The sequence below is a fragment of the Collinsella sp. LCP19S3_B11 genome, assembly GCF_052121915.1.
In the GTDB taxonomy this organism is placed as follows: Bacteria; Actinomycetota; Coriobacteriia; order Coriobacteriales; family Coriobacteriaceae; genus Collinsella.
Genome location: NZ_JBQKDI010000001.1, coordinates 346,107 through 367,179, shown reverse-complemented (window position 1 = coordinate 367,179; position 21,073 = coordinate 346,107). Strand labels below are relative to the sequence as shown.

Annotated in this window: 22 protein-coding genes and 1 pseudogene; 22 read left to right on the top strand and 1 reads right to left on the bottom strand. The window is 59.9% G+C overall.

From position 1 onward, the window contains the following. Positions 1–172, top strand: a 172-nt coding sequence (locus tag ACTQV4_RS01590; protein WP_441569141.1) for an IS3 family transposase, incomplete at its 5' end; no start/stop codon positions are given. Positions 173–337: 165 nt separating this feature from the next. Here ACTQV4_RS01590 and ACTQV4_RS01585 read toward each other — a convergent pair. Next, a pseudogene (locus tag ACTQV4_RS01585) lies at positions 338–1,177 on the bottom strand (IS110 family transposase); the annotation flags it as partial. Positions 1,178–1,593: 416 nt separating this feature from the next. On the opposite strand from ACTQV4_RS01585, the gene lspA reads away from it, so the two are divergent. From lspA to ACTQV4_RS01480, 21 genes are all read left to right on the top strand, one after another. After that, entirely contained in the window at positions 1,594–2,175 is a 582-nt protein-coding gene (lspA, locus tag ACTQV4_RS01580; RefSeq protein WP_427717279.1) for a signal peptidase II, read from the top strand. After that, positions 2,175–3,188: an RluA family pseudouridine synthase gene (locus ACTQV4_RS01575; protein WP_441569130.1), complete on the top strand. Its 1,014-nt coding sequence runs from the start codon at positions 2,175–2,177 to the stop codon at positions 3,186–3,188. Before lspA ends, ACTQV4_RS01575 begins: the two co-directional genes overlap by 1 nt. Before the next feature lie 82 nt (positions 3,189–3,270). After that, the gene (locus tag ACTQV4_RS01570; RefSeq protein ID WP_441569128.1) at positions 3,271–4,566 is read left to right on the top strand and encodes a glycosyltransferase family 2 protein; all 1,296 of its coding nucleotides are present in this window, start codon (positions 3,271–3,273) and stop codon (positions 4,564–4,566) included. A 77-nt stretch (positions 4,567–4,643) separates the two neighbouring features. Further along, positions 4,644–5,066 (top strand): prepilin peptidase, encoded by a 423-nt coding sequence (locus ACTQV4_RS01565; protein ID WP_441535921.1) that lies wholly within the window; start codon positions 4,644–4,646, stop codon positions 5,064–5,066. A 31-nt stretch (positions 5,067–5,097) separates the two neighbouring features. Continuing rightward, on the top strand, positions 5,098–6,345 hold the full coding sequence (locus ACTQV4_RS01560) for a deoxyguanosinetriphosphate triphosphohydrolase family protein (RefSeq protein WP_441083345.1): 1,248 nt from the start codon (positions 5,098–5,100) through the stop codon (positions 6,343–6,345). A gap of 60 nt (positions 6,346–6,405) precedes the next feature. Continuing rightward, complete coding sequence (locus ACTQV4_RS01555; RefSeq protein WP_118237456.1) at positions 6,406–7,755, top strand: replication-associated recombination protein A; 1,350 nt, start codon at positions 6,406–6,408, stop codon at positions 7,753–7,755. Between the two features lie 100 nt (positions 7,756–7,855). Beyond that, positions 7,856–8,446 (top strand): hypothetical protein, encoded by a 591-nt coding sequence (locus ACTQV4_RS01550; protein ID WP_441569126.1) that lies wholly within the window; start codon positions 7,856–7,858, stop codon positions 8,444–8,446. Next, positions 8,439–8,816, top strand: a complete 378-nt coding sequence (locus ACTQV4_RS01545; protein ID WP_154515503.1) for an ATP-binding protein — start codon at positions 8,439–8,441, stop codon at positions 8,814–8,816. The genes ACTQV4_RS01550 and ACTQV4_RS01545 overlap by 8 nt, the downstream gene beginning before the upstream one ends. Position 8,817: 1 nt before the next feature. Beyond that, positions 8,818–9,609, top strand: coding sequence for an RNA polymerase sigma factor SigF (locus tag ACTQV4_RS01540; RefSeq protein WP_427717298.1), 792 nt, complete (start codon positions 8,818–8,820; stop codon positions 9,607–9,609). Then, positions 9,606–11,015: an AI-2E family transporter gene (locus ACTQV4_RS01535; protein ID WP_441537463.1), complete on the top strand. Its 1,410-nt coding sequence runs from the start codon at positions 9,606–9,608 to the stop codon at positions 11,013–11,015. Before ACTQV4_RS01540 ends, ACTQV4_RS01535 begins: the two co-directional genes overlap by 4 nt. Before the next feature lie 148 nt (positions 11,016–11,163). Next, entirely contained in the window at positions 11,164–13,821 is a 2,658-nt protein-coding gene (gene alaS, locus ACTQV4_RS01530) for an alanine--tRNA ligase (protein ID WP_441569124.1), read from the top strand. A gap of 17 nt (positions 13,822–13,838) precedes the next feature. Continuing rightward, complete coding sequence (gene ruvX, locus ACTQV4_RS01525) at positions 13,839–14,267, top strand: Holliday junction resolvase RuvX (RefSeq protein ID WP_035138185.1); 429 nt, start codon at positions 13,839–13,841, stop codon at positions 14,265–14,267. Beyond that, a complete protein-coding gene (gene mltG, locus ACTQV4_RS01520) occupies positions 14,260–15,693 on the top strand; it encodes an endolytic transglycosylase MltG (protein ID WP_441055021.1) in 1,434 nt (477 codons plus the stop codon). Before ruvX ends, mltG begins: the two co-directional genes overlap by 8 nt. A 2-nt stretch (positions 15,694–15,695) precedes the next feature. Further along, positions 15,696–16,193, top strand: a complete 498-nt coding sequence (locus ACTQV4_RS01515; RefSeq protein WP_117646451.1) for a YqeG family HAD IIIA-type phosphatase — start codon at positions 15,696–15,698, stop codon at positions 16,191–16,193. An 8-nt stretch (positions 16,194–16,201) separates the two neighbouring features. After that, positions 16,202–16,735 (top strand): shikimate kinase, encoded by a 534-nt coding sequence (locus ACTQV4_RS01510; RefSeq protein WP_441537466.1) that lies wholly within the window; start codon positions 16,202–16,204, stop codon positions 16,733–16,735. Next, positions 16,732–17,841, top strand: a complete 1,110-nt coding sequence (locus ACTQV4_RS01505; RefSeq protein ID WP_441569122.1) for a hypothetical protein — start codon at positions 16,732–16,734, stop codon at positions 17,839–17,841. The genes ACTQV4_RS01510 and ACTQV4_RS01505 overlap by 4 nt, the downstream gene beginning before the upstream one ends. A gap of 132 nt (positions 17,842–17,973) precedes the next feature. Further along, complete coding sequence (locus ACTQV4_RS01500) at positions 17,974–19,104, top strand: M24 family metallopeptidase (protein WP_427717316.1); 1,131 nt, start codon at positions 17,974–17,976, stop codon at positions 19,102–19,104. Positions 19,105–19,263: 159 nt separating this feature from the next. Next, the gene (gene efp, locus ACTQV4_RS01495; protein ID WP_154515524.1) at positions 19,264–19,827 is read left to right on the top strand and encodes an elongation factor P; all 564 of its coding nucleotides are present in this window, start codon (positions 19,264–19,266) and stop codon (positions 19,825–19,827) included. A 24-nt stretch (positions 19,828–19,851) separates the two neighbouring features. After that, on the top strand, positions 19,852–20,214 hold the full coding sequence (locus tag ACTQV4_RS01490) for an Asp23/Gls24 family envelope stress response protein (protein WP_427793770.1): 363 nt from the start codon (positions 19,852–19,854) through the stop codon (positions 20,212–20,214). A gap of 3 nt (positions 20,215–20,217) precedes the next feature. Next, positions 20,218–20,802: a transcription antitermination factor NusB gene (gene nusB, locus ACTQV4_RS01485; protein WP_427717322.1), complete on the top strand. Its 585-nt coding sequence runs from the start codon at positions 20,218–20,220 to the stop codon at positions 20,800–20,802. A gap of 2 nt (positions 20,803–20,804) precedes the next feature. Next, entirely contained in the window at positions 20,805–21,071 is a 267-nt protein-coding gene (locus ACTQV4_RS01480) for an exodeoxyribonuclease VII small subunit (RefSeq protein WP_154515533.1), read from the top strand. Positions 21,072–21,073 lie beyond the last annotated feature (2 nt).

Here is a 21,073-nt window from a genome sequence, read left to right as displayed (position 1 = left end):
GAAGGCCGAGCTCGTCCACCGCGAGACGTTCGGCACGACGCGCGAGCTCCGGGCCAAGCTCTCGGACTACGTGCACTGGTACAACAACTTCAGGATCCACTCGACGCTGGGCTACATGTCGCCGGTCGAGTTCAGGGAGGCGGGGCTGTCCCTCCCGGAATCGTCCAAATAGGTGTTGCCAATCCAGCATCTCCTCGCGCCGCCGCAGGAGCCGCTCGGACCCCTTCCTCCCGTGCATCCTTATCTCGAGGGGCACGCCCGTGTCCCTCGGCATGAGCTTCGGCTGGTGCCGTGCCGCGGCGTAGCACCATGAACCCTCAACGGCCAGCTTCCTCACGAGCGCGTTGCCCGCACCGCTGATGCCTCCGAGCCGCACGGAGTCGCCACTCGACCTCTGACTCGGCGCGAGGCCGAAATAGGCCGTGACCTGCCTTCCGGAACGGAACCTCGTGAAGTCGCCGACCTCGGCCGAGAAGGCCGCGGCCAGCGCGAAGGCGCAGCCCTTGATCGACTGGAGGGCGGCCACCTCCGCGGCGATCGGGCTGGCATCCACGGCGGCCCTGTACTCGGAGAGCAGGTCCGCCCGGGCCTCCGCCGCGGCCTCGACCTCGTTCCTCAGGGCGGCGAGCGTCCGAACCCCGCCATCGTCCTCCGGCCTGACCTTGTCGAGCCACCTCAGGAAGTCGTAGGTCCAGTACTTCCTCGGGTTGCCGGCGGGCGTGGTGCCGCCGTAGACGAACCCCCGCTTTGCGAGGAAGGCGAGCAGCCGCTGCTTGGCGGTCGCCAGGCGCGCGGTCGCCCCGTCGTAGGCGCCGGCGAGGTCCCTGATGCCTTCGACCTCGGGGGAGGGGGACCATACGGGGGAGATGTCGTGGGCGAGTATCGCCTTGGCCATCCTGGCGGCGTCGTTCCTGTCGTTCTTGGAGGCCGAGTCGGCGGCCGACCTGGGGATCTTCGAGACCGCGGCGACGACGCACTCGACGCCGAGCCCGGCGAGCTCCCTTTGCGGGGCGAAGCCGAGGTAGCCGCTCTCGTAGGCCGCGAGCGACGGCCCGGGGAACCCATCCATCCACCCGGCGATCTCGCCCCAGGGGTTGCCGGGGAACCTCCTCGTCACGGCCTCGCCGGTGTCCGCGTCGAGGGCGCAGACGGTGGTCGACCTCAGGTGGACGTCCATCCCGAACGCGGTAGAATACTTTGGCATGGGAGCCTCCCAACCTCGTTGCGGCGCGGCTGCGCCTATGGCACTTCAACATCATTGTCGCAGCCCCGACCCGCGGTCACGAGCGGGGGCTCCTATCTTTTTAGTGCCCTCGGATTGGGTCATAGTGTCTGTCGGTAGTCTTTTTGGGACGGGGCTTTTTTAGCTGCCCTACCTCAAATAAGGACTTAATCTTCGAAAGCGCTGGACTGAGTAGCTAAAAAAGCCCCGTCCCAAAAAGACTACCCGGTGAAGGGACAAGGGGACAGCCCCTTTGTCGCATTGGTGGATATGTCGTGCGTTCTGCGTATGGCAATATAAGATGGTTATTTGCGTTAAATGGAATTCGACGTTCTTGAGGGTAGGGGATTTCTTTGGGTCGTGGTGCGGATATGACGCCGCCTTTGCGTTGGCGGTTAGGTGTTGCTGGTGGGGTGGCGCTCTTTGTGTTGCTTGTTGACCAGCTGACCAAGCTTGCGGTTCGTGCCGTGGGCGATACCCTGCATATGACTGTTATCCCCGGCGTGATCGATTTTGTGTTTGTCCGCAATATCGGAGCTGCCTTTAGCATGGGCGAGGGCCATGGCATAGCGTTTGCCGTGCTGGCGCTTGCGGCCATTGCCGCCATTGCCGTGTACTTGCTCCGTGCTCCTCAGCTCGCTCGCCTAGAGGTCGTGGGTATGGCCATGGTTGCGGGCGGCGCCATCGGCAACGCGATCGATCGCCTGGCCATGGGCTTTGTGACTGATTTTATTGCCACTACCTTCATTGATTTCCCCGTCTTTAACGTGGCCGATATCGGCATTACCGCCGGTGTCGTGCTGGCGCTCATCGGATACATGTTCTTGAGTCCCGCCGCTCGCGAGGTCGATGCGACCGCCGAGCTCAATGCCCGTGACGAGGCCCGCGCCAAACGTAAAGCTAAGCAGCGTGGGGAGCGTGCCCGCAAGATTCGCGAAAGGAATGAGCGCTAATGGCCGACATCCATATCCTCGTTGCCGACGATTGCACCGGTCAACGTCTCGACGCCTATCTGGGCGCCAACGATGGCTGCCCCACGCGCTCTGCCTGCGCGCATCTGATCGAGGGAGGCGCTGTTGCCGTCAACGGCGAGACCTGCCTATCTAAAAAGTATGCCGTACGCTCCGGTGACCGCATCTCGGTCGACCTGCCCGAGCCGCATGACCCGACCGACGTGATCCCCGAGGCCATCCCGCTCGACATTCGCTATGAGGACGACTATCTCATGGTGCTCTCCAAGCAGCGCGGCCTGGTGTGCCATCCTGCGCATGGTCATGAGAGCGGCACCCTTGCGAATGCTCTGGTCTATCACTGCGGCATCGACCATCTTGGCACCGTGCAGGGCGAGGACCGCCCCGGCATCGTGCATCGTCTGGATCGCGATACCTCGGGCCTTATGCTCGCGGCTAAAGACGACGACACCCAGCGTGCGCTTCAAAATCTCATCCGCACGCGCACGCTCGACCGTCGCTACATTACGCTCGTTCATGGGCACATCGCCATGGACGAGGGCACTATCAACACCGGCATTGCCCGATCGACGCGCGACCGCGTGAAGATGGCGGTTTCCGATGACCCCTTTGCGCGCCAGGCCATCACGACCTTTAAAGTCCTTGAGCGCTTTGATTCCACGCGTTTCGACGACGGCTACACGCTTGTCGAGTGTCACCTGTTTACCGGCCGCACGCATCAGATTCGCGTTCACATGCGCCATATCAACCACGCCTGCGTGGGCGATCCACTCTATGGCAAGTGCGATGCTCGTGCCGATCAGGGTTTGACCAGGCAGTTCCTGCATTCCTGGCGTGTGGCGTTCGATCATCCCGTGACGGGGGAGCACATCGAGTGCCGTGACGAGCTGCCATGGGATCTTGCGGCGGTTCTGGATGATCTGGCCCCGCGTTCGCTCGGCCGCACTGCCGCTGGCAACGAAATCGTCCCTCAGCTCGGTCTGCTCGAGGCCTAGCCAGTATTAGGTGGTTTCTTGAACTCCGTAAGCCTGCGGTAAGATATACGGTTGTTTACGTCACGCGTTCCTGGGAGCCTGCATGCTCGCCTTTTTACAAACCAACACACCCATCGTGATCTTCAACCAGATTGTCGTCACGCTGCTTACGGTCTGTTTTCTGTACCAGGTGGTCTTCTTTGTCATCGGCGCTCTTCGTGGTGAGGTCGCGCCTCCCAAGGCCGAGAAGCTCCATCGTTATGCCTTCTTTATCGCGGCGCATAACGAGGAGGCCGTGATCGCCAACCTCGTGCGCTCCATTAAGGACCAAGATTATCCGTCCGAGCTTATCGAGGTCTTCGTGGTCGCCGATGCCTGCACCGACAACACGGCGCAGCTCGCGCGCGAGGCGGGCGCCGTCGTCTATGAGCGCAATGACTTGGCCCGTAAAGGCAAGAGCTGGGTCATGGACTATGGCTTCGACCGCATCCTTAACGAGTATCCCGATACGTTTGAAGGCTACTTTATCTTCGATGCCGATAACGTTATCGCCCGCGATTACGTGTCCAAGATGAACGATGCTTTTGACCAGGGCTTCCATGTTGTTACGAGCTATCGCAATTCCAAGAACTTTGGCAGCTCGTGGATCTCGGCAGCTAATGCCACGTGGTACCTGCGCGAGGCGCGCTTTCTCAACAACGCGCGCAACATCTGTAAGACGTCTTGCGCCGTTTCGGGTTCGGGCTACCTCATCTCCGCCAGCGTTATCGAGGGTATGCACGGCTGGCAGTTCCACACGCTGACCGAGGATATTCAGTTCACCACGTTCTGTGCCATTCACGGCATTCGCATTGGCTATGCGCCGGCGGAGTTCTTTGACGAACAGCCTGTGACGTTTAAGGCATCCTGGAAACAGCGTATGCGTTGGACCAAGGGCTTCTACCAGGTGTTCTTTACGTACGGTAAGCACCTGGTCAAATCGACCTTCCGCTATCATCGCTTTGCCGCCTACGACATGTTTATGACGATCGCACCGGGCATGCTGCTCTCTCTGATCTCGATGCTCGCTAATGCGACGTTCCTCATCGTGGGCGGCCTTTCGCACGGTTTCTTGGCTACCGAAGTCGAGATGCAGGCGTGTGCCGCTTCGCTCATTATGACCTTCGCTATGATGTATCAGACTTTCTTTATCCTGGCGCTGCTCACGACTATCTTTGAATACAAGCATATTCACTGCGCGCAAAAGTGGCGTCTGGTAACCAACCTGTTTACCTTCCCGATCTTTATGTTCAGCTATATCCCCATTACGGTGGCAGCGCTGTTCTTGAAGGTCGACTGGGTGCCGACGCAGCACGCCGTAAGTGTTACCCTCGACGAGGTCATGCAGGGCGCCAAATAACCACCATCAAAACCACCACAAAGGGGATAGAACCTTTGCGGTGGTTTTACGTTTGAGCGCTTAGTTGAGGGGTTTCGATGTTCTATATCCCGTTTTGGATTTGCATCTTTGCCGGCGCGGCGATTGATGCCCGCGAGCGGCGGTTTCCCAATGAGCTTGCCGGCGCGTGTGCGGTGGCGGCGTTTGCAGGCGTCTGGCTCGACAAGGGCGTTAACATGGCGCTTGACCACGCCGGTCTTGCGGTCATCGTCTACCTTGCCCTTGTGCTTACTGAGTCACTCTGGCGTCGCCTTCGCCATGCCCCTGGCGTTGGCATGGGGGATGCCAAGGCGCTCTTTGCCCTTTGCACCTTCGATCCCCTGGGCGGCGTCGTTGCGTTTGCGGTTGCGCTCCTGACCCTTGCCGCCGCCTGTCTCATCGTAAAATCGCGCTCGCTGCCTTTGCTGCCGTTTTTGGTGCCAATATTTGCCATAATCGAGTTCGTGGGTAGTACGCTGTAACCGTTTGCGCGCCCTTTTTAAGGAGCATGCCATGGCAATCAATCAACAGACAGCCGCCATCAAGGCGCGCCTGGATCGCATTCCCGCGGCGTTGTCGCCCGAGCTGGTCGAGCGCATTGCCGCCGACCGCGCCTCGGGTGTCGTTAATCCCTATCGATGCGGTGACGACCAGGCCATCCGCCGTGTCGATCGGGCCGCAGACGAGGGCACGCTTATGCGTCCGGCCTTTATGCGCGATATCGAAAAGATTCTGCATCTGCCAGCATACACACGTTATGCAGGCAAAACGCAGGTCTTCAGTTTTCGCAGCAACGACGATCTGTCGCGCCGCGGCCTGCACGTGCAGCTTGTCTCGCGCATCGCTCGCGATATCGGGCGTGCTCTGGGGCTCAACTGCGATCTGATCGAGGCGATTGGCTTAGGCCACGACTTGGGCCACACGCCCTTTGGCCATGCCGGTGAGCGTTTCCTCAACGATATCTATCACGAGCGCACGGGGCGTTATTTTTTCCATAATGTGCAGTCGGTCCGCGTGCTCGACGCGCTGTACGGCCGCAACGTGTCGCTCCAGACGCTCGATGGCGTACTGTGCCACAACGGCGAGTACGAACAGCGTGTTTTTGAGCTTTCGGACATGGGTTCCTTTAACCAGTTCGACCGAACCGTCGAGGAATGCATTGCCACGGGTTATAGCGCAATTGAGCACCTGCGCCCCATGACGCTCGAGGGCTGCGTGGTTCGCATCTCGGATATCCTTGCCTACGTTGGGCGCGATCGCCAAGACGCCATTGCGGCGGGCCTGCTGTCACCCGACGCCTTTGACGATGACCTGGGCGGTGCATACAACAGCTGGATCCTTACGCATGCCTCTATCGATATCGTCGAGCACAGCTATGGCAAGCCACGCATCGAGATGAGCGAGGACCTGTTTGAGGAGATCCGCCGGGCCAAGCGCGAGAACTACGAGAAGATCTATAGCAAGGGCGGCATAGAAGGCGACTCCGAAGCGGAGCTGCGCGAGGCCTTCGAAAAGCTCTATGACCGTTGCCTGCGGGACATAAACGAAGGCGACGAGTCCTCGTATATCTTTAAGCACCACATTTCTCGCATTGAGCAGCAGCTTTCCTACTACGATCGCACCTATGCATGGCAGGACGATAAGGACCAGACGGTCGTGGATTACATTGCGAGCATGACGGACGGTTATTTCTGCGAGCTCACGAGCAAGCTGTTCCCGGGATTGATGTTTCCGCACCGTACCTATATTAACGAACGGTAGTTCGTATATATTCGGTATACTGTTCATGGAAAACGTTTTTGATTGATGCACGGGATGGCTATGGACGACCTTTTTTCTGCTTCGACGCGTGAGCGTTCCTTTCAGAATGCGCCGCTTGCGGTGCGCATGCGGCCCAATTCGCTCGACGAGTACGTGGGCCAGCAAAAGGCCGTCGGTAAGGGCTCGTGGTTGCGTGCCGCGATTGAGCATGACGTGCTGTCGAGTGTGATTCTGTATGGGCCGGCCGGTACGGGCAAGACGACGCTGGCCCACATTATCGCCAACCATACCAAGAGCGAGTTTGTCGAGGTCAGCGCCGTGACGGGCACTGTGAAGGACCTGCGCCGCGTGATTGACGAGGCCAAGACGCGCCTAAATACGTACGACCGTCGCACCATTCTTTTCATCGACGAGATTCACCGCTTCTCCAAGTCGCAGCAGGATGCCCTGCTGCATGCGGTTGAGAACCGTACCGTCATTATGATTGGCGCCACGACGGAGAATCCGTACTTCGAGGTCAACTCGGCGTTGCTCTCGCGCGGTCGCGTGGTGGAACTTGAACATTTAAAGGACGAGGATATCGCCACGCTTATCGAGCGTGCGCTCGAGGCGCCACAGGGTTTGAACGGCAAGTTCTCGGCCGATGAGGATACGGTTAAGACCATCTGCACGCTGGCTGCGGGTGACGCTCGCTCGGCACTCACGACGCTCGAGCTTGCGAGCGAGATTGCCGTCACGCGTCCCGATACCGAGGGAACGCCAGCGCCGGCGGCGGGGGAGCGTTATCCCATTACCGTGGATGACGTAAAGATTGCCAATCCGCGCCGCGGTTTTTCGTATGACAAAAACGGCGACATGCACTACGACATCATCAGCGCGTTTATTAAGTCTATGCGCGGCAGCGACCCCGATGCCACGATCTATTGGCTTGCGCGCATGATCGATGCGGGGGAGGATCCTAAGTTTATCGCTCGCCGTATTATGATTCAGGCTTCTGAGGATGTTGGCAACGCCGACCCACAGGCGCTATTGGTGGCCCATGCCGCGTTTAAGTCTGCCGAGGTCATCGGTTATCCCGAGTGTCGCATTAATCTGGCACAGGCTGCACTCTATGTGTGCTTGGCGCCAAAATCCAACGCGTGTGAGGCCTCGATTGATGCGGCGTTGGCCGATATTCATTCAAGTGGGCTGCGCGAGGTGCCGAGCTATCTACGCGATCGTCATCGCCCGGGCAGCGACGAATACGGTGTGTATAAGTATCCGCATGATTATCCCGAAGGCTGGGTCGATCAACGCTATTTGCCCGAGGGGCTGGAGCGCGGTGCGTTTTGGCAGCCTGCCGGCCGCGGCTGGGAAGAGTGGCGTGTAGAGCAAAGCGAGCGCGACCGTAGCGGGAATGCACCGAAGTAGCTGCTGGTAATTTTGTCTCACGTTGCTGCTCTTGGCATGTTCGGTCCCCTTTGGGGTACCATGAACAGCGTCTGTATTTCGATTCCTTCGGGAGGCTTGTATGAGTCCCATCCAAATCGCCCTGCTGCTGCTCGCCGTTGCCGGCGTGTGGGCTGTCATCGAGCTCGCGCTCACGCTGCGAAAGACCCGCACTGTCGTTGATTCGCTCGACAAGACGGTGAGCGACCTTAACAACACCATCGCCGAGGCTCAGCCCGTGGTAGCAAAGCTCGATGGCGCCGTCGATGAGCTCACCCCCGCGCTGGCGCAGGTTGAGCCGCTCCTCAAGTCGAGCAAGACCGCCGTCGACGCCCTTACCTCCAATCTCGTAGAGGTCGAAGCCGTGGTTCGCGACATTTCCGAGGTTACGGGCAGCATGGCCGAGGCCAGCAATGCCGTGTCGAGTGTGACCGACTCTGCGGCCGGTGCCGTTCAGAAACTCTTTAACAAGGTGAAGGCTCCCGCGGTCGAGGCCGAGCATAATCTTTCCGCTGCCGCCGAAGCCGAGCAGCCGACCGAGCGTGTCCTGATTGGCGAAACCGGGGACGATGCCGCTGCTGGTGACGATGATGCACAGAAGCCTGCTGCTAAAGTAGCCCGGTATTACACCTACACGCCCGCCGAGACCTCCGAGGAGTCCTGCGATGAGTAGTGAAGCAACTTGCTCTATCACGCTGACTGTTGCCGGGGATCCGCGTCTGGCACGCTTGGTGCGCATGACGGCGGCTAATGTCGGCGCGCTCTGTTCCATGTCCGTCGATCGCATCGAGGACATTCGTATGGCTGCCGAGGAGGCCTTCATCTTTGGCTGCACGGCCGTTGATTCTGACGTTATCTCGATCAAGTTCGATGTCGACGAGTCTCACGTGGGCATGACCTTCACCTTTGGCGACCAGGCGACTGTCGATGAGGATGACCAGGCCGCCGTATATGCCGAGCTCATTCTGGCAAGCGTGTGCGATTCCTACGAAAAGACTGCGGCGCCCCTGACGCTTTCCCTCGATCTCAAGGCGGATATCTAATATGACCGAACGTTCCCGGAGCGGTAAGACCGCTTGGGACAAGGAGAAAACCCGCGAGCTGTTTCGTCGCTACAAAGAGACCGGTGATCCGGACGCCCGCGAGCAGCTCGTCATGTCCCATATGAACCTGGTAAGGTTTCTTGCCAACAAATTTAAGAATCGCGGCGAGCCGCTCGACGACCTCATGCAGGTCGGCTATCTGGGTTTGCTCAAGGCTATCGACCGCTTTGATCCCGAGCGCGGACTTGAGTTCACCACGTTTGCCACGCCCACCATCCTGGGTGAGATCAAGCGTCACTTCCGCGACAAGGGTTGGAGTGTGCGCGTTCCGCGTCGCCTACAGGAGCTCTCTGCCAAGGTTAACCAGGCCACCGACAAGCTCACTAACGAGCTGCAGCGCTCGCCTAAGGTGGAGGAAATCGCTGAGTACCTAGACGTGACCGTTGACGAGGTGCTGGAGGCCATGGAATCGTCCTCGGCCTATACCTCGGTGCCCATCGAGGCCCCCGGTGCGTCCGATTCTGACGACGCGCCTTCAATTCTCGACCGCTACGCCGACGACGACAACGAGCTCGACTTCACCGATGACCGCCTGGTGATTGAGGAGGCCATCCGCGATTTCTCGCCGCGCGAGCGCGAGGTTATCGAGCTGCGTTTCGTAAAGGGCATGACCCAGATCGAGATCGCCAAGAAGCTGGGCATCTCGCAGGTGCAGGTCTCGCGTCTGCTGCGCCGTACCCTTAAGAAGGTTCAGGACAAGATCGACCCCGACGGAGTGATGGTTCGTTCATGAGTGAACACCCCCAACAAACCGATCGCGCGCTGCGCGATACCCGTATTCTGACGCTTCGTATCTGGGCCGTCGTCGGCTGCATTGTCATCGCCGCCGTCATCTTTAACCTTATGGGTATCTTGGCGCCGGTTATCGAGTTTCTAGCTGTCGGTTCCATCATCGCTTTTGTGATGTCGCCGATTACTAACTGGCTCGAGCATCACGGCGTCAACCGTGGCATTGGTTCGCTTATCGCGCTGATCGTGGTCGTTGCTGTGCTCGTCGGTGTCGTTTGCATCTTGTCGCCGATTCTCTTTGGCCAGATCATGGAAGTCCTGAGTCGCCTGCCTGAGCAGCTTCGTGTTGCGGGCGGTGATCTCAACGAGATGGTCTCGCATGCCAAGACGCTCAACAACACGCCGCTCAAAGAGTATCTGGACGATAATCTTTCTTCGCTGGTTACCGTGGCGTCCAAGTATGTGTCTCAGATTGCCGCCGAGCTTGGTCGCGGTGTATTCCCGTTCATTACCAATACGGCCTCGCAGCTGTTCGTCATCTTCCTGGGTCTGGTGCTTGCCTATTGGCTGGCCTGCGACTATCCCCGCATGCACCACGAGGTCTGCACCATCATAGGGCAGGAAAAGGAGACCTCGTACCGCTTTATGGTCGCGATTCTTTCGCGCTCGGTCGGCGGTTATATGCGTGGCATGGTCGTGACGTCCATCTGCGGTGGCATCCTCGCCTTTATCGGCTTTACGCTCATTGGCCATCCCTACGCGGCACTCATGGCCATCTTTACGGGCATTATGCACTTGGTTCCTGTTGTTGGCCCCTGGGTGAGTGCGGCGATCGCCACGGTGCTCGGCTTTATGTTCAGCCCGATGCTGGCTTTGTGGACCTTGGTCGTGACCATGGTGGCGCAAAATGTCACTGACAACGTCATTTCGCCTAAAGTCATGCAAAGCTCGGTCCAGGTGCATCCCATCATGAGCCTGACGGCCCTCGTTATCGGTTCGGCGCTTATGGGCGCCATCGGCATGGTTATCGCCATTCCGCTGTGCGCGGCCCTCAAGGGCATTTTCGTCTACTACTTTGAGAACGAGACCGGCCGTCAGCTCGTGGCATACGACGGCGCCGTGTTTAAGGGCACGCCGTATCGCGATACTGAGGGTAACCCGGTTGCCGCCTATGACGCGCTTGGAGACGATACGTTCATCTATGAGTCCGAGCTCATCGGTAACGAGACTGCGCCCGAGGCCCAGGCCATGCCCAAACCCGAGCTCGATAACCCCTGGATCAAGCTCTCGGGCCTTCAGCCCGATGCTACGGGCTTTTTCAAGAATCCCTTCGCCAAAGACGACGATTCCAACTCGGACGACGATACCAATACCGGCATCGACGGTTCCATGGACGATGATGAGCAGTAAGTCATTTCAAGTTCAAGTTCATAGGCAATAACGTGCAAATTCGCTGGAGGGTCGCTGTTTGGCGGCCCTCTTTTTTGCACTTGCGCGGTGGGATGGTAATATCGTTACGTTTGAACTGTTTCGATGTGAAACCGAGGAGATTCCCTCTATGAGTGCTGACTACCCGTCAATGACTACGGCTGAGATTCGCTCTAAGTTCCTCAACTTCTTTGAGGAGCGCGGTCTTAAGCTCTATCCTTCTTCGTCCCTCGTCCCCGACGATCCTTCGCTGCTGCTTGCCAACGCCGGCATGAACCAGTTTAAGGAGTATTACCAGGGCAAGAAGACCATGAAGGAGATCGGCGCTATCTCCTGCCAGAAGTGCGTCCGCACCAACGACATCGACTGCATTGGCGAGGATGGCCGTCACCTGTCCTTCTTTGAGATGCTCGGCGACTTCTCCTTTGGCGGCGTCTCCAAGCAGCAGGCCTGCGCTTGGGCCTTTGAGCTCATCACCAAGGAGTTCAAGCTGCCGCTCGACCGCCTGTACTTCACCGTCTTTACCGAGGACGACGAGACCCATGACGTGTGGCGCTCTCTGGGCGTTGCCGAGGATCACATCTCGCGTCTGGGCGAGGACGACAACTTCTGGGCCGCCGGCCCCACCGGCCCCTGCGGTCCGTGCTCCGAGATCTACTTTGACATGGGCGAGGAGGTCGGCTGCGGCAGCCCCGACTGCAAGCCCGGCTGCGACTGCGACCGCTTCCTTGAGTTCTGGAACCTCGTCTTTACCCAGTACGACCGCCAGGAGGACGGCTCCATGCCGGAGCTGCCGCACCGCAACCTCGATACGGGCATGGGCCTGGAGCGCATGGCCGCTATCATGCAGCACAAGACCGCCAACTACGACGGCGATCTGATGCAGCATCTTATCAAGCTGGGCGAGGAGATCAGCGGCAAGACCTATGACGCCGACGATTACTCCGGTGCCAGCCGCTCGCTGCGTATCATCGCCGATCACTCCCGTGCCGTCGACTTCATGATCTCGGACGGCATCCTCCCCGGTAACGAGGGCCGCGAGTACGTCCTTCGCCGCCTGCTCCGCCGCGCCGTGTTCCACGGTCGCCTGCTGGGTATCGAGGGCGCCTTCCTGACCAAGTTCATCGACGAGGTCAACGCTCAGATGGGCGAGGCCTATCCCGAGCTGCTCAAGAACGTCGCGCTCGTCAAGGGTATCGTCGCCTCCGAGGAGGAGCGCTTCTCCACGACGCTCGACAACGGCCGCGTTTACCTGGACGAGGCCCTGGCCGCGCTCGCCGACGGCGCTGTCCTTCCGGGCAATGTTGCCTTTAAGCTGCACGACACCTTTGGTTTCCCCATCGACCTGACCGTCGAGATCGCCGGCACCGCTGGTCACGACGTCGACATGGACGGCTTTACCGCCTGCATGGAGGACCAGAAGGCCCGCGCCCGCGCCAATGCCAAGGGCGACGCCTGGGGCAGCTTCAACGACGTGTGGGTCGAGCTTTCCGACAAAGTTGCCGCGACCGAGTTCGACGGCTATGACAACGACGTCATCGAGGGTGCCAAGGTTGTCGCCATCGTGCGCAACGGCGAGTCCGTCGAGTCCGCTGCCGCCGGCGAGGACGTCGAGGTCGTGCTCGACCGCACCCCGTTCTATGCCGAGATGGGCGGCCAGCAGGGCGACGCCGGTAAGCTATCCGCTGAGGGCGTTGCGCTGACGGTTGCCGACACCAAGAACCACAACGGCCTGTATGCCCACGTCGCCCACGTTGCCGAGGGCACGCTGACCGTTGGTGCCACCGTGACCGCCGCGCTCGACGCCGAGCGTCGTGGCTTCCTGCGCCGCAACCACACCGCCACGCACCTGCTCGACGCCGCCCTTAAGCAGGTCCTAGGCGAGCATGTTTCCCAGGCCGGCTCGCTGGTGACGCCCGAGCACCTGCGCTTTGACTTCACGCACTTTGAGGCCCTGTCCTCCGAGCAGCTCAAGGCTGTCGAGGACCTGGTCAACCAGCAGATCTTCGCTTCCAAGCCGGTCGTTACCCGCGTCATGGGCATCGATGAGGCCAAGGCCGCCGGTGCTGTCGCCCTCTTTGGCGAGAAGTACGGCGACGTTGTCCGCGTTGTCTCCGTGGGCGCCGAGGACCAGCCGTTCTCCCGTGAGCTTTGCGGTGGCACCCATGCCGCCAACACTGCCGAGATCGGCCTGTTCAAGATCATTTCCGAGTCCTCCACGGGCTCCAACGTCCGCCGTATCGAGGCCGTGACCTCTAAGGGTGCCCTCGACTACATGGCCGACCGCCTGGCACTCGTTGACGCCGCTGCCGCTGCGCTTAAGTGCCGTGTCGACGAGGTTCCCGCTCGTGTGGAGAACCTGCAGGCCGAGCTGCGCGAGACCTCCAATAAGCTCAAGAAGGCCCTGACCGGTGGCTCCTCCGACGCTATCTCCAATGCTATCGAGGGAGCCGTCGAGCTCGATGGCTACAAGCTTGTTGTCGCCGAGCTCCAGGGCCTTGAGGCTGCTGACCTGCGCAACGTCTGGGATACTGTGCACCAGAAGGTTTCCGGCCCCGTTGCCTGCGTCGTCGCCAGCGTGACCGAGAAGGGCACCCCGGCGCTGCTCGCCGCCGGCTCCGATGACGCCGTCAAGGCCGGTTTCCACGCCGGCAACGTGATCAAGCAGATCGCGGGCCTGGTCGATGGTCGCGGTGGCGGCCGTCCCAACATGGCCCAGGCCGGTGGCAAGAACGCCGCCGGTATCGCCGATGCCCTCGCGGCCGCTAAGACCGCGCTGGGCGCCTAAGAACCGAAGTAGTCGCTGTGGTCGCGCTCGCGCTGGACATAGGGGAGACCAGGATTGGCATTGCCGTCTCGAGCCGTGATGGCAAGATGGCAATGCCCGTCAAGGTACTCCCGGCCGCCGAGGTCACCGGTATGGCCAAGACGTTCCGTTACCTGGTCGAGGACTATGAGCCCGACATCCTGGTAAGCGGACGTCCCTTGACCATGGCCGGTGAGCCTGGCCCTCAAGCCGAGCGCGTTGCCGCCGTGGCACAAAAGATCGCCGACGAGCTCGATCTTCCGTTGGAGTTTGAGGACGAGCGTCTGTCCTCGCAAGAGGCAAAGCGTATCCTGCGCGAGCAGGGCCTCAACGAAAAGCAGATGAGGGGCAAGATTGACATGATTGCCGCCAGCCTGTTTTTGCAGACGTGGCTCGATCGTAAAAACGAGGAGGTTTCGCATGCCTAGCGCTTCCGATCCGCGCCAGCCGAATCGTACACGTCAGCCCGCGTCGCGCCCTGCCCAGCCTGGCCAGCGTCCGGCACAGCCGACGCAGCGCGCAGCTCAGCCTGGCGCGCGCCCGGTGCAGTCCTTCGCTCGTTCGGCCCAACCTGCTCAACGGACGGGTCAGCAGCCTTCTGCTCGTTCGGTTCAGCATCCGGCTTCTCGCGCGGCTCAGCAGCCCACTGCTCGTACGGCCCAGCCTGCAGGCGGTACCCGCTTTAAGCAGCAGGCACCTGTCCGGCGAACGCAGGCTACCCAATCGCATTCGCATCATGCTCGCGGTTTGCATGGCGTTGCTCCGGCGACCCGCTCGAGCTACGACACGCGTGCTCGACGCGGTGCTCAAAAGAAGAGTTCTCCGGTTCCCATGATCATCGGCGTTGTGGTGGCGGTGCTCGCGCTTGCTGCGATCGCTTTCTTTGTCGTGCCGGCCGTCAAGGGCTTCTTTGCCGGTGAGGATACGAAGGTTACGGCTGGTCAGCAGGTTACGGTGACCATTCCCGACGGTGCTTCGGGCGACACCATCGCCTCGATCCTCTCCGAGAACCATATCGTCGAAAATCCTAAGGATTACTATGCGGCGGTCAAAAAGCTTAATGCCGATATGTCGCTCAAGCCCGGTACCTATTCGTTCACCACATTCATGGATGCGACCAAGGTTGTTCAGCAGCTCATGGAAGGCCCCAATGCGGGCTCCAATGCGCTTACTATTCCCGAGGGTCTAACGGTCGATCAAGTCGCCGACCGTGTGGCCCAGGCCTACGACAGCATCTCTAAGGAAGACTTCCTCAACCAGGCCAAGGCTTCCAACTACGTGGACGACTATAGCTTCCTTAAGGGCGCTGCCAACGATTCGCTCGAGGGTTTTCTGTTCCCCAAGACCTATTCGCTGGGCAAGGACCCGAGCGCCGATGACGTTATCCGCGCCATGCTCGATCAGTTCAACACCGAGTACAAGTCTCTCGATTTTGCCGGGTGCGAGGCCAAGATCAAAGAGCGTTACGGCGTGGAGATGTCCGATTACGACATCATCAATCTCGCTTCCATCGTTGAGCGCGAGGGTCTCAACGCCGAGCAGCGCGCACATGTCGCCTCGGTCTTCTACAACCGCCTTGCCGGCAAGCTCGACGGTCTGCGTTATCTCAACAGCGATGCGACCATGATGTATGTCACCGGTGGCGAGGTTTCCGCCGACGACCTGCAGAGCGATAGTCCGTACAACACCTATAAGCACGAGGGTCTGCCACCCACGCCCATCTGCTCCCCGTCGCTCGAGGCACTCAAGGCCACGCTTGAGCCGACCGACTCCGATGACCTGTATTTCTACATTACGCAGGACGAGGAGTACTTCTCGCAAACCTACGAAGAGCACCAACAGTCTTGGAATTAAACATGAGGATTTTCAGCCCCAAACGATATGTTGCATCCGTCGACCGCATCGACCTTGATACCCTGTGGGCCGACGGCAAACGCGCCATTCTGCTCGATCGCGATAACACCTTGGTGCCGCGCGACACCGAGCAGGTTCCCGCCGCGGTTTCCGCTTGGCTCGACGCCGCCCGCGCCAAAGGCTTTAAGCTGTGCATGGTGTCTAACAACTGGCATCGCGACCAGGTCATGAGCTCTGCGCGCGAGCTGGGACTCGAGGCCATTAGCCACGCCATGAAGCCGGCTCCGTTTGCCCTCAAGGCGGGTCTTAAGCGCCTGGGCGCCACGGCCGACGAGGCGGTGCTGATCGGTGATCAGCTCTACACCGACGTGTGGAGCGGCAATTTCGCCGGCGTCGATACCATCTTGGTAAAGCCTCAGGCCACTCAGGACCTGTGGTATACGCAGATCTTCCGTATCTTTGAGCGCCGGGCCCTGCGCGACCTTCCCTGCGAGGAATAGGTCTCGCTATGTCCCAGCACACCAAACACGGCTGCGACCATATCTTCTTTATCGGCTTTTTGGGCGCGGGCAAATCGACGCTTGCGCGCAACGTGGGCACTATGTTCAAACGTCGCTTTATCGATACCGACCGCCTTGTCGTGCGTCGTTGCGGTAAATCGGTGACCGAGATTTTTGAGACCGAGGGCGAGGGGCGTTTTCGCGAGCTCGAGACCTCGGCGCTCCGTTCGCTCCAAAGCGAGCGCAGCCTGCTGGTTTCCTGCGGCGGAGGTATCGTCGAGACTCCGGTGAATATTGAGCTTATGCACCAGATGGGTATCTGTGTGTATCTCGAAGGTGACTTTGAGGATTCGATTCGCCAGATTCGTCGGTCCGACACGCGTCCCGATTTCCGTTCGCCCGAGCATGCCGCGCGCCTGTTTGAGCATCGCCGTCCGCTATATCGCCAGGCCGCCGATATTACTCTTGATATTCGCAACAAGTCCTTCGAGGACGTTTCCTACCTTTGTGCCGAGATGCTTTTGGAGCGTGGGCTGCTATGATTCGCCGTCAACTGATCAATTTCCAAAACCGCAGTGTCGATGTCCGCGTCGGATTGGGCGCGTTCGAGGAGCTGTCGCGCATGTTTGCCTCGGCTGTGGGCAAGCCTAAGCGCGCATTGGTGGTTTGGAACGACGCCACGTCAGAGCATTTTGGCGAGGTCGTCGAGCATGCGCTGGTTGATGCCGGTTTTGTCGTGTCGCAGCTCCCACTCGAGGTTTCGCCTGCTGGTGCCACGCTGGCCGATGCCGATGCCATCTTTGGCGCCCTATCTGCCAACGGCATTACCTGCGACGATCTGGTTGTCGCCGTTGGTGATGCCGCAACCTGCTCGGTTGTTAGCTGGTGCGCCAACCAGTGGTGCGGTCGTACCGAGTGCGCCTTGCTGCCGACAACGTTCGACGCCATGCTCACGGTCGCGACGACCATGAAGCCGCTCGTCGCCTCGTCGTCGAATGCACTTCCCGCTATCGCGTTCCGTCCCGAATCGGGCTTGGTCGTGTGTGACCTCGACCTTGTTCGCGAGGCGGACCCCGAGGATCTCAAGCTCGGCTATGTGGTGCTTGTTGGCACCATGCTTTCGAGCAGCAAGTCCCGCTGGAATCAGTTTACCGAGACTGTTCCCGAGATTCTTTCCGGCGAGGAGGTCGCGCTCGTCAATGCTGTGCAGTGGTCCCAGACCGCGCGCAAAGACGTGCTCATGGCCACGAATCCCAGTGCTCGCCATGCACTCGATTTTGGTAAGACAGGGGAGCGCACCCTTCGCGCCTGCCTGGGCGAGGCCGCGGCTAACGTTCCCGCATACCAGCTCCTTTCCGAGGGTATGCGCTTTGAGGCGCGCCTAGCACATGATGCCTGCGACTTCGATATCGACAATGTGTTTGATCTCGACGATTGCCTGGAGGACTTTGGCATCGAAGAGCTTGCCTTCGACTTGGAGCCCACCGCGTTTATCGAGGAGTTCCGCAAGCAGCAGTTTGCCCGCTCAAACCGCAGCATGCTGCCGCTACCCGCGGCGCTCGGCGCCATTCGCCTGACAAATGTCGAGGACGAGATTCTCGAACGCCATGCGCAGGCGTATCTGGCTTCTCGCAAGGAACTTTTTTAACTTTATTGACATCCATCGTCTTTCGTATCATTTTGAGGGACGGGTTTTCAATCGGTTGCGAATCGCTTGTGGTTCGGCTATTCGTTTGAAGCCCGTCCTGCTCTTTTTGAGGACAATAAGAAAGGAATCTGAATGTCTGAGTTTGCTGCCGGTCCTGCCGGTCGTATCGAGCGTGTCCGTGCCCTGATGGTCGAGCGCGGCTACGATGCTATCGTCGTGCGCGATGAGGCCAACCTCCGTTGGCTCACGGGTGTAAAGGGCGTCTTCGATTACACCTTCGAGTTTCCGCACGCCGCATTTATTACGGCCGATCAGTGCCTGTTCCATACCGACTCGCGCTATCTCAACAGCTTTGAGGAGAACACGCCCGCCGGCAGCCCCTGGGTCTACGACATGGACGAGGGCACCATCCCCGGTTGGGTTGCCGACAAGATCGCGGCCAACAAGTGTCGTGTCTGCGCCGTCGAGGATGACATGCAGATTAACTTTTACCAGGGTATTCAGCGTGGTCTTGAGGATCGCTCCGTCGCCTGCATGCTGCCGCTGATGCATGACGACATTCGTAAGATGCGCGCCATCAAGGATGCCGAGGAGATCGAGCTCATGCGACACGCGCAGTCGATCACCGATGCCGCCTTCCAGCACATGCTCGGCTTTATTAAGCCCGGTATGACCGAGAAGCAGGTCCGCAACGAGCTCGAGAACTTTATGTTCGCCAACGGTGCCGACAGCTTGGCCTTTGGCTCCATCGTCGCGAGCGGTCCCAACACCGCCAACCCGCATGCCGTCCCAAGCGACCGTGTCATCGAGAAGGGCGATTTCGTCCTCATGGATTATGGCGCGGGCTACTGCGACTATCGCTCCGATATGACGCGTACCGTCGTGATGGGCGAGCCCACGCAGGAACAGCTCGACCTGTACGAGCTCGTGCGCCGCACCCACGAGGAGTGCGTCGCCGCTATCCATCCGGGGGTCGAGGGTAACGATATCTTCAAGCTTTCCAAGAAGATCATCGGCGATGCCGGTTATGGCGATTACTACAACCATGGCCTGGGCCATGGTGTCGGTATCGACATCCACGAGCTGCCCAACTTCAACCGCAGCAAGAACATCATCGAGGTCGGCTCGGTTGTCACCATGGAGCCCGGCGTCTACCTGCCCGGCGTGGGCGGCGTGCGCTTGGAGGATTACGGTGTTGTCACCGAGAACGGCTATGAGCCCTTCACCAAGACCCCGCACGACTTGCACGTCATCGACTGCTAAGCCATTCAGTTTGATTTTGGAAGCGGGGCGTCCGAAATGATTCGGGCGCCCCGCGTTCTCTTTTTATGCGCTCGCCGCAGGCGCCGCCTGCAAGTGTATAATTTCGCTCGTATGTAATTTGGACGCTTGTGCGTTCTACCCATAACAAGAAAGGTCGCTATGCCTACCATTTCTACCGCCGACTTCAAGAACGGCCTCGGTCTCCGCATTAAGGACAAGGTCTACACCATCGTCGAGTTCCAGCACGTCAAGCCGGGCAAGGGCGGTGCTTTTGTGCGCTACAAGACCCGCGATATCAAGAGCGGTCGTGTCGTCGAGAACACCTGCAACGCCGGTACCAAGTTCGAGAGCGTCATGCTCACCACCCGTGAGTTCCAGTACCTCTACAACGACGGCGCCGACTACATCTTCATGGACAACGAGTCCTACGAGCAGGTTCCCGTTCCCGAGGACATGGTGGGCGAGAACTCCAAGTGGCTGCGCGAGAACGACACCTGTCAGCTGCTCTTCGCCGACGACGAGCTCATGGGCGTGACCCCGCCGATGTTCATCGAGACCACCATCGTCCAGACCGACCCGGGCTTTAAGGGCGACACCGTTCAGGGTTCCACCAAGCCGGCCACCATCGACACCGGTGCTGTCATCCAGGTCCCGATGTACCTCAACGAGGGCGAGGTCATCAAGGTTGACACCCGCGACGGCAAGTTCGTCTCCCGCGTCTAGCAACCAACTCTTCTAGGAGGACTCATGCCCCAGGAAATCAAGATTGACGGCATCGGTATTTCGCCCGATGTTCTGACCGCCATCGTCTCGCGCGCCGTCACGGATGTCGAGGGCATCGCCTCCGTGGGCGTCAAGGACCTTGCCACCAACCTTGTCTCCATGATGTTTTCGTCCAAGGCCCCGGCTTCCGAGCCGCCGGTAGAGGCCGAGGTCATCGGCGACAAGCTCGCACTCACCGTGCGCGTCGTGGTGTTCTTTGGCTATCCGTTCAAGAAACTCGCCGAGGCCGTTCGCTCCGCCGTGGTCGCAGCTATCGATGCCCAGGTAGGCGTCGAGGTCGAGCGCGTTGACGTTTGCATCGACGGCCTCGTTTTCCCCAAGGAGTAACCTTTGAGCCTTAAGGTTTATCGCGGGCGTACGCTTGCCCGCAGTCAGGCGCTGCAGCTGCTGTTCCAGGCCGAGGCGACGGACAGCCCGCTCGAGCGCGTCCTCGAGGGCGATTTCCTGATCTCGAAGGGTCCCCTCGACCCCTACGCTCTGGAGCTGTGCCGCGGTGCCTACGAGTATATCGACCGCATCGACTGCGCCCTGCGCTCCATCGCCAAGAACTGGGATCTTATGCGCATGCCCGGCGCCGATCGCAATCTGCTGCGTATCGCCGTCTATGAGATGCGCTTCCTCACCGACGAGGAGGTCTCGGACGCCATCGTGATCAACGAGGCTGTAGAGCTTGCCAAGGCCTATGGCACCGACCAGTCCGCGTCGTTTGTCAATGGCGTGCTGGGCAAGATCGCGCGTAGCGAGGAGCTGCCGGGCGAGGACCTGTATCAGGAGCTGCTGGCCGAGGACCGCGCCCGCGAGGAGGCCCAGGCCGCCGAGGCTGCCGCCAAGGTTGCAGCCGCTCAGGCTGCGGCCGGCGTTCTCGACGAGGGTGCCGAGGTCGCCGAGGTCGAGACCGGTACCGTCGAGGAGTAGCCATGCCAGAGGGTTCCGTCCGCAACTTCGACGAGATCTCGGACCGCTTGGACCAGATCATCGCTACCGTTCGCTCCAAGGATACGTCCTTGGAGCGTTCGCTCGATTTGTTTGACGAGGCGATCGAACTTGGCTCCCGTGCGGTCGATATGGTCGACAAGTTTGAGTTGACGCCTCGTGAGGCCGATAAGCTCGAGCAGGAATACGATGAGGATGCGGCAAACGAATCCCAGGATAGCCAGGCCGCGTCTCCGGATACGAATGGTTGATG

Coding starts and splice junctions, on each gene's coding strand:
- lspA (WP_427717279.1), top strand. CDS start 1,594: ATGACGCCGCCTTTGCGTTGGCGGTTAGGTGTTGCTGGTGGGGTGGCG.
- ACTQV4_RS01575 (WP_441569130.1), top strand. CDS start 2,175: ATGGCCGACATCCATATCCTCGTTGCCGACGATTGCACCGGTCAACGT.
- ACTQV4_RS01570 (WP_441569128.1), top strand. CDS start 3,271: ATGCTCGCCTTTTTACAAACCAACACACCCATCGTGATCTTCAACCAG.
- ACTQV4_RS01565 (WP_441535921.1), top strand. CDS start 4,644: ATGTTCTATATCCCGTTTTGGATTTGCATCTTTGCCGGCGCGGCGATT.
- ACTQV4_RS01560 (WP_441083345.1), top strand. CDS start 5,098: ATGGCAATCAATCAACAGACAGCCGCCATCAAGGCGCGCCTGGATCGC.
- ACTQV4_RS01555 (WP_118237456.1), top strand. CDS start 6,406: ATGGACGACCTTTTTTCTGCTTCGACGCGTGAGCGTTCCTTTCAGAAT.
- ACTQV4_RS01550 (WP_441569126.1), top strand. CDS start 7,856: ATGAGTCCCATCCAAATCGCCCTGCTGCTGCTCGCCGTTGCCGGCGTG.
- ACTQV4_RS01545 (WP_154515503.1), top strand. CDS start 8,439: ATGAGTAGTGAAGCAACTTGCTCTATCACGCTGACTGTTGCCGGGGAT.
- ACTQV4_RS01540 (WP_427717298.1), top strand. CDS start 8,818: ATGACCGAACGTTCCCGGAGCGGTAAGACCGCTTGGGACAAGGAGAAA.
- ACTQV4_RS01535 (WP_441537463.1), top strand. CDS start 9,606: ATGAGTGAACACCCCCAACAAACCGATCGCGCGCTGCGCGATACCCGT.
- alaS (WP_441569124.1), top strand. CDS start 11,164: ATGAGTGCTGACTACCCGTCAATGACTACGGCTGAGATTCGCTCTAAG.
- mltG (WP_441055021.1), top strand. CDS start 14,260: ATGCCTAGCGCTTCCGATCCGCGCCAGCCGAATCGTACACGTCAGCCC.
- ACTQV4_RS01515 (WP_117646451.1), top strand. CDS start 15,696: ATGAGGATTTTCAGCCCCAAACGATATGTTGCATCCGTCGACCGCATC.
- ACTQV4_RS01510 (WP_441537466.1), top strand. CDS start 16,202: ATGTCCCAGCACACCAAACACGGCTGCGACCATATCTTCTTTATCGGC.
- ACTQV4_RS01505 (WP_441569122.1), top strand. CDS start 16,732: ATGATTCGCCGTCAACTGATCAATTTCCAAAACCGCAGTGTCGATGTC.
- ACTQV4_RS01500 (WP_427717316.1), top strand. CDS start 17,974: ATGTCTGAGTTTGCTGCCGGTCCTGCCGGTCGTATCGAGCGTGTCCGT.
- efp (WP_154515524.1), top strand. CDS start 19,264: ATGCCTACCATTTCTACCGCCGACTTCAAGAACGGCCTCGGTCTCCGC.
- ACTQV4_RS01490 (WP_427793770.1), top strand. CDS start 19,852: ATGCCCCAGGAAATCAAGATTGACGGCATCGGTATTTCGCCCGATGTT.
- ACTQV4_RS01480 (WP_154515533.1), top strand. CDS start 20,805: ATGCCAGAGGGTTCCGTCCGCAACTTCGACGAGATCTCGGACCGCTTG.